Genomic DNA, 12327 nt, shown 5'->3' on the forward strand with positions numbered 1-12327 from the left:
CTACCTCATAGGGCTGCCGGCAATTGCGCCGGCAGCGCGATTTCATCCGGCGGACCGGTTCGCGCAAGCGCTTCCGTATTGCCGGCTGCGTCAAGCAAGGAACCGTCGACCGGCAGCGTGACGCGGAACGTCGTGCCCTGGCCCACGGTGCTGACCACGGAGATCGTGCCGCGATGCGCGTTGACGATCCCATAGGTCACCGACAAGCCGAGGCCGGTCCCCTGGCCAACGGGCTTCGTCGTGAAGAACGGATCGAAAATACGTTTCAGGTGTTCGGGCGGGATTCCGCATCCCGCATCGGCGATTTCGAACCAGACGCGTGACGGATCGGCTCGGTCGAGACCCGTGCGCACGGTGATCGTGCCGAGCGGCGCGCCGTGCTGCTCGTGATTGCCGCCGTAGGCCTGCGCGGCGTTCACCACCAGATTGAGCACCACCTGGCTGATCTGCGACGGGATGCAGCGCACAAACGGTATCTGCGCATATTCGCGGACCAGGTGCGCACAGTACTTCACTTCGTTATGCACGATGTTGAGCGTCGATTCGATGCAGCGGTGAATGTCGGCGAGCTCCCACACATGCGTGCTGTCGACGCGCGAGAAGTCGCGCAGATCGACCACGATGGTGCGCACGCGCGCGAGTCCTTCCTTCGACTCGTGTACGAGCGTCGGCGCATCGCCGAGCAGATACTCGAGGTCCGCCTGTTCGGCGAGCGCATGCATGTCGTTCTTCAGCGCGGGCGCGGCCTCGCTTGCCATGCGCTCAATGTCCGCTGCATAGCCGATCAGCGTCTTCACGTAGCCGTCGAGCGTGTTCAGATTCGACAGTACGAAGCCAACCGGATTGTTGATCTCGTGCGCGACGCCCGCCGCGAGTTGGCCGATCGCGGCGAGCTTTTCCGATTGCAGCAATTGCTGGTGCGCGTGCGCGAGCGCTTCGTTAAGCGAAGTAAGCTGCTCGTTGCGCACGGTCAATTCGGCGAGCGCGCTGGTGACCGCTTTTTCGCGGTCCTGAAGCTCGCCATACGCGATGCAGACATCGGTCGTATCGACAATCGCGACGCCTACCGCGACGACGTCGCCGTGCTCGTCCTCGATCGGAATGAAGCTGCAATTCTGGCGCATTGCGTCGATCGTGCCGGTGATCGGGCGCGAATGCTCGAAGCGGAACAGATACGGGCGATGCTCCCACGACGAATAAGCGGGCGTGCCCAACACGAACACGCCTTCGACCTTTCTGCTGAGCCAATGCCTCGGCAGTTCCGCAAAAGCGTCGAGCAGATTCTGGCCGACCACGGACTCGGCTGAACGTCCGCTGTGCGAGTGCATGAAGCGATTCCACGTGAGAATGCGCAACTCGCGATCCACCGTGAAAACACCGCAGTTCACCCGCTCGACAATAGCTTCCGACAGATTCGTTTTCACCGAAAAGGCCCGTGAATGACAATGCGTGCAACGTTTTATCGCTGGCCGCATAAGCGTTCATGCTTACGGGACCGGCGTCGCTGCTATGAATGAATTAACGGAGCGTCGGGCGCCGGCGCTGAGCGGTATTTACCCTGGATCGAAACGCATAACAGACTGGCGACGCGCGCGGACTCGGCGTTTATATCGCCGCTGACCACCCGCTGATTAGCCGCGGATAGCGTTGCACGAGCGGCATCCAAGGGTTTCCCGTAATGCGCCGCGTATCAAGCGGCGCGCGAATCCGCCGTAAACAGGACAAGAGGCACGTCTCGCCTCGCGAAGTCCCGAGTTCATCGGCGGGGCGCGGGTTACATCGTCCGGCATATCGGGGGGACTCATGCATTTACGCGTTGCGCTCAGGCCCGCGCTCGTCGCGATGATCGCGCTGTGCGGTCTATGCATCCGCCCCGCATGTGCGCAGCCCGCGCTGCAGTCCGTCAGACACGCAGCGGCAAGCGAGGAACTGAACGTCGCAGCGATGCAGCGCGCCGTCGATAGGGCGAGCGAACCGGCGTCGCCCTGGAGCGGCCCGACCTCCGGGCCGGCCGCGGTGCCCGGCGCGACCATCGCGATCATCACCGAGGACTTGCGCAACGGCGGCGTGCTGGGCGTCGCGAAAGGCATCAACGAAGCCGCGAACGCTATTGGCTGGAGCACCAGGGTCTATGACGCGCGCGGAACCGCTGCGGGCCGCAGCAAGGCCGTGGCCGCCGCACTTGCCTTGAGCCCGGACGGCGCGATTCTCGTCGGCGTGGACGCGGGCGAGATGAAGTCCGACTTGCTGCCGTTCACCGCGCATAGGATCGCGCTCGTCGGCTGGCATGTCGGGCCGGTCGCGGGCGCGATGGCGAACAGTGTCGTTGCGATGAACGTGTCGACGAATCCGCTCGACGTTGCCCGCATTACGGCGATGGCCGCGGTGATTCAATCGGGCGCGCGTGCCGGCGTCGTGGTGTTTACCGACGGCAATTTCCAGATCGCCAAAGCGAAGACGGACACCATGCTCGAAGTGATCCGCGCGTGCCGCGATTGCCGGCTGCTCGCTGTGCGCGACGTGGCAATCTCGAAGAGCGCGGAGCAGATGCCCGCTGTCACCGACGAACTGCTCGCGAAATACGGTAAGACCTGGAACTACGCGCTCGCGATCAACGACCTCTATTTCGACTACGCCGCGCCCGCGCTGACGCGCGCCGGCAACATGAGCCGCGGCCTGAGCATGCTATCCGCCGGCGACGGAAGCGCGGCCGCGTTTCTGCGCATCCAGGCGGAGACATTCCAGACCGGCACGGTCGCGGAGCCGCTGAATTTCCAGGGCTGGCAACTGGTCGACGAATTGAATCGCCTGCTTGCGCATCAGCAGGTGACGGGCTATGTGTCGCCCGTTCATCTGGTGACGGCGGCAAACATCAGGTTCGATGGCGGATTGCAGGGGCAATACGATCCTGGCAACGGCTATCGCGACATTTATCGCGGCATCTGGAAGCGATAACCGCAATGGCGAACGCAGCGGGAGCCGGCGCATGCGATTAGCGTCAACACGCCTGAAGCTATTGCCGCACTCGTTGCGCTGGCAATTCACGCTGGCCACGGTCGTGCTCACGCTGCTGATCGCGACGAGCGGGCTGACCGCGGTCTACACGCTGCGTGTGGCGACGAACGAGACGCGCGCGCTCGCCACCGACGAGCTCATGCGCATGCAGGCCGCCGACACGCTGGTGAAGCACACGTTGCTAATCGAGCGCGAATCGTCGCGGCTCGCCAGCGCCGGGTCACTGGATGCGATGCGCGCGAACTATGCGGACATCCTCAGGCAACTCGAGACCTTCGACCGTCTGTCGGACCGTCTTGCCGCTGCCAACGACGACGTCAGCGTGCTCGACCTGCATCAGGCAAGCCAGCTATTTCGCAACACGGTGAATGTCGTCGCGCAGTTGCGTGAAAGCGATTTGCGCGCGGCGGCGGCGCACGCTTCGAACCCCGCACGCGAGCAGACAGGTACTGCGCGAGCCGATGTGAGGCCCGATGTGCAAGCCATCGCGCCGCGCGATACGTTCAGCGAGGGCCTGCGTCAGCAGGCGAGCGCGATGGTGGCGTCGGCGCAGTTGCAATCGGATCGCTGTACGCAGGAGTTTCAGCAGGCAGTGCAGCGTCTCGCGAATACGTCCGCGAGAAACGAACGCTGGATTACGGGGCTCGTTGCAGTGAGTCTGCTGTTCGCATGGCTCGTCGCCCATGCGTTTCTCGGCAAGAATGTATTGGCCCGGCTCCAGGTGGTCAGCAGCAATCTGCGGCGCGGCGACTCGCTGGAAGGGCACGACGACGCTACGCGCATCGTCAACGGCCGCGACGAGATCGGCGAAATGGCGCGCGCAGTCGAGCAGTTCCACGACGACAGGCGCCAGCTTGCACGCGCGTATGCCGCGCTGCGCGAAGAAAAGCTGCGGCAGGAAGCGCTGATCAACGAGCTTGCGCAAGCGCATAGCCAGTTGTTGCAGTCGGAGAAACTCGCGTCGATTGGACAGCTCGCCGCGGGCGTCGCGCATGAGATCAACAATCCGGTCGGCTTTGTGAATGCCAACCTCGGCACGCTGCAACGCTATGTGGCGGACCTGCTGACCGCGCTGGCCGCTTACGAACGCAGCGAGGCCGAGTTGATCGCCGAGTCGCGGGCCGCGCTCGCCGAACTCAAGCGCGAAATCGACATCGACTATCTTCGTGCCGATATCCCGGCGCTGCTGTCGGAGTCCGTCGAGGGTTTGCAGCGGGTCAAGCGCATCGTGCAGGGCCTGAAGGACTTCTCTCACGTCGACAAAGCGGAGAAGCAGTGGGCCAACCTGGAGAGCAATCTCGATACGACCATCGACATCGTCTGGAACGAGTTGAAGTACAAGGTCGAGTTAAAGCGCGAGTTCGGCGCGATTCCCGAACTCGAATGCATTCCGTCGCAACTCAATCAGGTCTTCATGAACCTGCTGATGAACGCGGCGCAAGCCATCGAGGGACGCGGGCATATCACCGTGCGAACGGGGCACGACGAAAGCAGCGTATGGGTCGAGGTGGAAGACACGGGACAGGGCATCAAGCCGGAACATCGCGACCGGATCTTCGATCCGTTCTTTACGACCAAACCCGTTGGGACCGGCACAGGGCTTGGCTTGTCGATATCGTATGGCATCGTCAGGAAGCAGGGCGGACGCATCGACGTGCATTCCGAAGTCGGGCACGGCTCGACGTTCAGGGTCGTCCTTCCGAAGACGCCTGAAGATGAGTTAATGGCGGGCAGCGTGCGGTCATAACTCTTCGGCAAAAGCACAAGCACAAGCACAAGCGGAGGCGGAGGCGGAGGCGAACGCGCAATGCAGCCGCCAAAGCGGCGCGCAAAATTTTGCTGGTGCGGCACGCCAAAACAAACTATGATGGTCGTCATATTAACGATGCCGTCACTGCTGTCATGACCCGAACCGCGCCCCGCCGCAAGGAAGCCACTCACGAACGCATCGTGCAGGCCGCGGCGCGCGCCATACGGCGCAGTGGCTACAGCGGCACTGGCGTCGCGGACATCATGAAAGAGGCCGGGCTCACGCACGGCGGCTTTTACGCACACTTCGAGTCGCGCGAGGCGATGCTCGCGGAGGCCGCGGACCGCGCCGGCGCGGAATCGGTCGCGCTGTCGGCGAAGATCGCCGCCGCAGCGGCGCCCGAGCAGGCATTGCAGGCGCTGATGCAGGCGTACTTGTCGGACGAACATCTGCAAAATCCCGAACTAGGCTGCCCGATGGCGGCGCTCGGTTCCGAGATGCCTCGCCAGGCGCCCGAAGTGCGGCGCGCGGCCACCCGTCGAATCAAGGAGATGATCGATCTCGTGGCCCGCCAGGCGCCCGACTGGGGGCAGCCGGGCGCGCATGAGCGGGCGCTCGTCAGCGTCGCCGCGATGGTCGGCACGTTGGTACTCGCGCGCGCCGTCGACGATCCGAAGCTGTGCAATGCGCTGCGCACGGCGGCCCTTTCGCATTTCACTCCGTCGAACGACTGAACACGTCGCGAGGCCTTGACACGACGCCGTGTTGTTCGTCTTTAAATATGATGATCATCATTTTTTGATGTTTATCGTAGCTGCACACCGGTAGGCGCAGTCGCGGCCGTGCCGTTGCGCCCGTTGAACCCATGCATCGCCGGCGAACGCCGTCCGTTGAACCACACCACGCAATCGCACGCAAAAGGAAGGACATCATGAAGAACAGAACGGCGCTCGTCACAGGCGCTTCGTCGGGCATCGGCGAAGCGACGGCCATCCGGCTCGCGGCTGCGGGCTACAAGGTGTACGGCACCAGCAGGCGCGCAGCGAGCGGCGCACAAAGGCCGTTTGAGATGCTGCCGCTCGACGTCACGAGCGAGGAGTCAGTCGAAGCCGCCGTGAAGGAAGTGTTGCGCCGCGAGGGGCGGCTCGATCTGCTCGTGAACAACGCCGGCTTCGGCGTCGCGCCCGCCGGCGCGGAGGAAAGCTCGCTCGACCAGGCGCGCGCCATCTTCGATACGAATTTTTTCGGGCTTGTCCGGATGACGCGCGCGGTGGTGCCGCATATGCGGCGTCAGGGCGGTGGGCGCATCATCAATATCGGCTCGGTGCTCGGCTTCCTGCCGATGCCCTACGGCGCGCTTTACGCGGCGACGAAGCACGCGGTCGAAGGCTATTCCGAATCGCTCGACCACGAACTGCGCACGCGAGGCATTCGCGTGTCGGTCATCGAGCCGGCCTATACGAAGACCGGGTTCGACGCGAATTTTCTCGAAGCCGACGCGAAGCTCGACGAGTACCGCGATGTGCGCGCGGCCTTGACGGCAACCATGAAGGCCGTCATGGCGAGCGCGGATGCACCCGCTGTCGTCGCAGAAGTGGTACTGAAGGCAGCCAGCGCGGCTCGCCCAAAACTGCGTTACACCGCCGGCGGACTCGCGAACCGCTTGCGCCTGTTGCGCCGATTTGCGCCCGCGCATCTCATGGACGCAGGCATACGTAAAGACCTGCGGCTCGACGTTGTTGATGCGACGATATCTCCCTCGTTTCAAAAGTAATTGCATAGCAGGATGTCTACGAACCAGGGAGCAGGAAATATCATGAAGGCATTCATCGTCGATCGGTATGGACGCAATGGACACGGACGCAATCCGGCGGCGTTGCGGTTCGGCGAAATGCCTGAGCCGGAACTTCGGGACAACGACGTGCTCGTGCAGGTCCACGCCGCGGGTGTCAACGCGCTCGACGCAAAGATCAGGAACGGCGAGTTCAAACTGATCTTGCCTTATCGCCTGCCGCTTGTCCTTGGCAACGACGTGGCCGGGGTCGTGGTGCGCGTCGGGCCCGGCGTGCGGTCGTTCAAACCGGGCGACGAGATCTATGCCCGGCCGCATCAGGACAGGATCGGCAGTTTCGCGGAACTGATCGCGATGAACGAGAGCGACGTCGCTATCAAACCGAACAAACTCAGCATGGAAGAAGCGGCGTCCATCCCGCTCGTCGGCTTGACGGCATGGCAGGCGTTAATCGAAAGAGCGCAGCTGAAGAAAGGGCAGAAAGTTTTTATCCACGCGGGTTCAGGCGGAGTGGGAACGTTTGCAATTCAACTGGCGAAGTACTTTGGAGCTTTCGTTGCGACTACAACGAGCACGCCGAACGTGGAATGGGTGAAGCGGCTCGGCGCGGACGTTGTGATCGACTACACGAAAGAGAACTTCGAAGAAGTTCTGCACGACTACGATGTCGTACTGAACAGCCTCGGTAGCGATGCGCTCGCGAAATCCGTGCGGGTACTCAAGCGCGGCGGGAAGCTCATCTCGATCTCGGGCCCGCCCGATTCTGCCTTTGCGAAAGACATCGGCGCGAATCCTTTTCTCGCGTTCGTCATGCGCTTGCTGAGCTTTCGAATCCGACGACAGGCGCGACGCCGGGGCATCGACTATTCGTTCCTGTTCATGCGGGCGGACGGCGAGCAATTGCGCAAGGTCACCGCGCTTATCGATGCCGGCGCAATTCGTCCGGTCGTGGAGCGCGTTTTTCCCTTCGAATCGACTAACGACGCTTTAGCCTACGTCGAAAAAGGACGCGCGCGAGGCAAGGTCGTCATCAAGCTCAGATAGACGCGATCAGTGCCTCGGCACCCGCAAGACGATTCGTGCCTTCCACGAGCGCCTGTCCGGCGCGTCCACCAGGTGTCGACAACAGCACCACGCCCCCGCGCGAGCGCACGACGGCATCGGTAGCGCCCATGTTCAGCGCGATGAATAAGCGCTGACCGCGGTAATGCCGCTCATAAGTCAGCACGTCGCCATACGCGGCGACGTTTTCAATCGAGCCCCGCACGAGCGCCGCGTTGCTGCGCCGCAACCTGAGCAGTTGCCGGTAAAGCGACAACATGCTCGACGCGTCGCTGTCCTGGGCGCGCACGCTCGTGCCCGTGGCGATCGGTAACCATGACTTGCCGTTTGTAAAACCGGCACCCGGCAGCGATCCATCCCATTGCATCGGCGTGCGCTCCGGATCGCGTCCCTGGCCGATGCCCGGCTGCCGGATTTCCGCTGGATCCTGCACCTGATCGGGCGGAATCACACCGTCCGTCATGCCGATTTCATCGCCGTAATAAAGCGTTGGCGTGCCGCGCAGCGTCAGCAGCAACACGGCGGCCACGCGTGCCTGCTCGGTGCCCACGCGCGATGCGACACGCGGATTGTCGTGATTGCCGAGCACCCAGTTAGGCCATGCGTGTTCGGGCAGCGCGCTGTCGTAATCGCGGATCATCCCCGCGAACACGCCTGCGTTCCATGCCGCGTTGAGCAACTGGAAATTGAACGGCATGTCGGCGCCATCGCCGTTCGCGCCGTAGTACCTGACCAATTGCGGCACCGGCAAATAAATCTCGCCGATCAATACGCGCTTGCCGTACTCGTCGAGCGTGGCGCGCATGGAGCGCACGATCTCGTGCACTTCGGGCTGGTCCTCGGTATAGGTCTGCAATAGCCGGTGATGGTCCGGCTGACCCGGCTCATACGCGGGATTGGGCAGGTTGTCGCGGAACTGCGCGTCCTTGATCAGCAGCCACAGCACGTCGACCCGAAAACCGTCCACTCCGCGATCCAGCCAGAAGCGCAATACGCTGTCCATCGCGCGGCGCACTTGCGGATTGCGCCAGTTCAGGTCCGGCTGCTCGCGCAGGAACGCGTGATAGTAGTACTGACCGGTACGCGCGTCCCATTCCCACGCTGAGCCGCCCATGCGGCTTAGCCAGTTGTTCGGCGGGCCGCCATCGGGCGCGGGATCGCGCCACAGATACCAGTCGCGCTTCGGATTCTCGCGTGACGAGCGGCTTTCCTCGAACCACGGATGCCTGTCCGACGAATGGTTCGGCACGAAATCGAGCAGCACCTTGAGGCCCAGTTCGTGGGCCCGGTCCACGAATTGCTTGAAGTCGGCGAGAGTGCCGAACATCGGGTCGACATCGCAGTAGTCGGCGACGTCGTAGCCGAAGTCCTTCATGGGCGACGGGTAGATCGGGGAAACCCAGACTGCATCGACGCCCAGCTCGGCGAGATACGCAAGGCGCGAGGTGATGCCCGCGAGATCGCCGATGCCATCGCCGTTGCTGTCCTGAAACGAGCGCGGATAGATCTGGTAGATCACGCCGCGTTGCCACCACGCCAGTTCCGACATTGCAATTCCTCTTAACGATCGATTGTTTTGGCGCCACGCACAGACCGCATGCTCAACGATCTCTGGTACAAGAACGCCATCGTCTATTGCCTTTCGGTAGGCACTTTCATGGACGCGAATGGCGACGGTGTTGGCGACTTCAAGGGCCTTCTGCGCCGGCTCGATTACCTGCAAGGGCTCGGCGTAACGACGATCTGGCTGATGCCTTTCCAGCCCTCGCCGGGCCGCGACAATGGCTACGACATCTCGGACTACTACAACGTCGATCCGAAGTACGGCACGCTTGGCGACTTCTCCGAGTTCACGCACGCATGCGCCGAGCGCGGCTTGCGCGTGATGATCGACCTCGTGATCAATCACACGTCCGATCAGCATCCGTGGTTCAAGGAAGCACGCAGCGATCCAGGCTCGCAGTATCGCGACTGGTATGTCTGGTCCGACAGGCAGCCGCCGAATGCGAAAGACGGCGTGGTGTTTCCCGGCGTGCAGAAGTCGACATGGACTTTCGACAAGCAGGCGAAGCGCTGGTACTTCCATCGCTTCTACGATTTCCAGCCTGATCTGAATACCGCGAATCCGTACGTGCGAGCCGAATTGCTGAAGATCATGGGCTTCTGGATCCAGCTTGGCGTGTCGGGCTTCCGTATGGACGCCGTGCCGTTCGTTATCGCGACGAAAGGTCCGAAGGTGCGCGAGCCGGTCGAGCAATACGACATGTTGCGGGATTTTCGCGAGTTTTTGCAGTGGCGTCAGGGCGACGCGATCATTCTGGCGGAAGCCAATGTGCTGCCCAACACCGACCTCGACTATTTCGGCGACGAAGGCGAACGCCTGCAGATGATGTTCAACTTCCAGCTTAACCAGAACACGTTCTACTCGCTTGCAACTGGCGATACCGCGCCGTTGAAAAAAGCGCTGACGGCGACGAGGCCGCGCCCGCCGACCGCGCAATGGGGCGTGTTCCTGCGCAATCACGATGAGCTCGATCTCGGCCGGCTCACACCCGAACAGCGCGCGGCCGTATTTGCCGCGTTTGCGCCCGAGCCCGACATGCAGCTTTACGAGCGTGGCATCCGCCGCAGGCTCGCGCCGATGCTCGCGGGCGACAGGCGCCGGCTGGAGCTCGCCTACAGCGTGATGCTGACCTTGCCCGGCACGCCGGTTTTCCGTTATGGCGACGAGATCGGCATGGGCGACGACCTGCGTCTGCCCGAGCGCGAATGCGCGCGCACGCCGATGCAATGGTCGACAGAACCGCAAGGGGGCTTCACGAAGCACCCGAAGCCGCCGTGCCGGGTGATAACAGGGGGTGCGTACGGCTTCGAGCGTATCAACGTGGCGAACCAGCGGCGCGATCCGAATTCGTTTCTCAACTGGATGGAGCGCATGATCCGCATGCGCCGCGAAGTGCCGGAAATCAGCTGGGGCGACTTCGAAGTGCTGCGCACGTCGCGAAGCGACGTACTGGCGCTTCGTTTCGACTGGCGCAACAACTCGGTTCTATGCGTGCACAACTTCTGCGCCGAGGCCTGCACCGTGAAATTCCGCTCCGGCTGCGACGAACCTGGCCAGTACCGGCTCATCAATCTTCTTTCCGACGATCACAGCGAAGAGAACGACGACGGCCGTCATGCGGTGGTACTCGAACCGTATGGCTACCGGTGGTATCGGGTCGGCGGGCTCGATTATCTGTTAAGGCGTAGCGACATCTAGACACAGTCACGGAACAACAAAATGCGAGGCGAATGAGATGAACGACCGACACGCCGGATTCAGCAGAGCGCGCCCTGGCACACTCTCCACGATGCTCGCGCTGAGTCTCACTTTAGGTCTCGCGGCATGCGCGTCGAGTGCGGTGGACATCGGCGACACCGGGATGGGGCAGCATCCGGCACTGCCCGCGCCGCATACGTCACTGTTGCCGACCATCAATATCGCGCCCGTTCAGACGCGCGACAGCCAAAGCGCGCCGGTCGCGCCGCAAGGCTTTACGGTGACGGCGTTCGCGAGCGGACTCGACCATCCGCGCTGGGTGTATGCGCTGCCGAACGGTGATCTGCTGGTCGCGGAGAGTAATGCGCCGGCCCAGCACGACGAGGACCAGGGCATCGTCGGCTGGATTCGCACGCAGGTGATGAAGCAGGTAATGAAGCGCGCGGGCGCGGGCGTGCCGAGCCCGGACCGGATCATGCTGCTGCGCGGCGAGGGCGGCACCGCGCAAAGCCGCAGCGTGTTCATCGCAGGACTTCATTCGCCGTTCGGCATGGCGCTCGTCGGCGATTATCTTTACGTGGCCGACACCGACGCGCTCTTACGCTTTCCGTATCGCGCCGGCGACACGCAAATCACGGCGGCGGGCGAGAAGGTCGCCGATCTGCCTGCGGGGCCGATCAATCATCATTGGACCAAGAATGTGGTGGCGAGCCGCGACGGACAGCGCCTGTATGTCACGGTCGGCTCGAACAGCAACGCCGCGGAAAACGGCATCGAAGCCGAAGAGGGCCGCGCGCTCATCCTCGAATTAACGCTTGCTACCGGGCGCTCGCGCGTGTTCGCGTCGGGCCTTCGCAATCCGAACGGGATGGCCTGGCAACCGGACAGCGGTGCGCTCTGGGCCGCCGTGAACGAGCGCGACGAACTGGGCGACAATCTCGTGCCCGACTACATGACGGCGGTGAAAGACGGCGGCTTCTACGGATTTCCCTATAGCTACTATGGCCAGCATGTCGATACGCGCGTGAAGCCGCAGCGGCCGGACAAGGTGGCCAGCGCGCTCGTGCCGGACTATGCGCTCGGCAATCACACGGCGTCGCTCGGGCTCGCGTTCTATACCGGCAAGAGTTTTCCGCGGCAATACTGGGGCGGCGCATTCGTCGGGCAGCATGGGTCGTGGAATCGCCATGAGCACAGCGGCTATAAGGTCGTCTTCGTGCCGTTCGCCGATGGCCGGCCGGCGGGTATGCCGGAGACGTTTCTACGCGGTTTCCTGAGCGCGGACGGGCATGCGTTGGGGCGACCGGTCGGCGTCGCTGTCGATAAGGCCGGCGCGTTATATGTAGCCGACGACGTCGGGAACGTGGTCTGGAAAGTGGTTTATAGCGGCACCTGATGACGGAGTGTGGAATGCAACGCAAACGCGGCGCGTTCGAATAGCGGGTC

9 protein-coding genes are annotated in these 12327 nt (G+C 62.9%); 7 read left to right on the top strand and 2 right to left on the bottom strand.

All coding sequences use genetic code 11. The features are described 5' to 3' along the window. Positions 1-5 precede the first annotated feature (5 nt). The gene (locus F759_RS0103380) at positions 6-1424 is read right to left on the bottom strand and encodes an ATP-binding protein (RefSeq protein WP_027798604.1); all 1419 of its coding nucleotides are present in this window, start codon (positions 1422-1424) and stop codon (positions 6-8) included. A 379-nt stretch (positions 1425-1803) separates the two neighbouring features. Here F759_RS0103380 and F759_RS0103385 point away from each other — a divergent pair, with 379 nt between their 5' ends. The 5 genes from F759_RS0103385 (at position 1804) to F759_RS0103405 (ending at position 7601) form a co-directional block, all read left to right on the top strand. Then, entirely contained in the window at positions 1804-2955 is a 1152-nt protein-coding gene (locus F759_RS0103385; RefSeq protein ID WP_027798605.1) for a substrate-binding domain-containing protein, read from the top strand. A gap of 31 nt (positions 2956-2986) precedes the next feature. Then, positions 2987-4762 carry an ATP-binding protein gene (locus F759_RS0103390; RefSeq protein ID WP_027798606.1) on the top strand — a complete coding sequence of 592 codons (1776 nt, stop codon included), beginning with the start codon at positions 2987-2989 and terminating at the stop codon, positions 4760-4762. Positions 4763-4917: 155 nt separating this feature from the next. Further along, a complete protein-coding gene (locus F759_RS0103395) occupies positions 4918-5499 on the top strand; it encodes a TetR/AcrR family transcriptional regulator (protein ID WP_027798607.1) in 582 nt (193 codons plus the stop codon). Positions 5500-5696: 197 nt separating this feature from the next. Then, positions 5697-6539: an oxidoreductase gene (locus F759_RS0103400; RefSeq protein ID WP_027798608.1), complete on the top strand. Its 843-nt coding sequence runs from the start codon at positions 5697-5699 to the stop codon at positions 6537-6539. 42 nt (positions 6540-6581) lie between these two features. Further along, positions 6582-7601, top strand: coding sequence for an NADP-dependent oxidoreductase (locus F759_RS0103405; RefSeq protein ID WP_027798609.1), 1020 nt, complete (start codon positions 6582-6584; stop codon positions 7599-7601). On the opposite strand, the gene F759_RS0103410 is transcribed toward F759_RS0103405, so the two are convergent. Beyond that, positions 7594-9168 carry an alpha-amylase family glycosyl hydrolase gene (locus F759_RS0103410; RefSeq protein ID WP_027798610.1) on the bottom strand — a complete coding sequence of 525 codons (1575 nt, stop codon included), beginning with the start codon at positions 9166-9168 and terminating at the stop codon, positions 7594-7596. The two genes, F759_RS0103405 and F759_RS0103410, sit on opposite strands and share 8 nt — an antisense overlap. Positions 9169-9216: 48 nt before the next feature. Between F759_RS0103410 and F759_RS0103415 the strand changes: the two genes are divergently transcribed. Together F759_RS0103415 and F759_RS0103420 are read left to right on the top strand one after the other, a co-directional pair. Then, on the top strand, positions 9217-10881 hold the full coding sequence (locus tag F759_RS0103415) for an alpha-amylase family protein (protein ID WP_027798611.1): 1665 nt from the start codon (positions 9217-9219) through the stop codon (positions 10879-10881). Between the two features lie 37 nt (positions 10882-10918). Next, complete coding sequence (locus F759_RS0103420; protein WP_027798612.1) at positions 10919-12277, top strand: PQQ-dependent sugar dehydrogenase; 1359 nt, start codon at positions 10919-10921, stop codon at positions 12275-12277. Positions 12278-12327 lie beyond the last annotated feature (50 nt).

The organism is Paraburkholderia dilworthii, assembly GCF_000472525.1.
In the GTDB taxonomy this organism is placed as follows: Bacteria; Pseudomonadota; Gammaproteobacteria; order Burkholderiales; family Burkholderiaceae; genus Paraburkholderia; species Paraburkholderia dilworthii.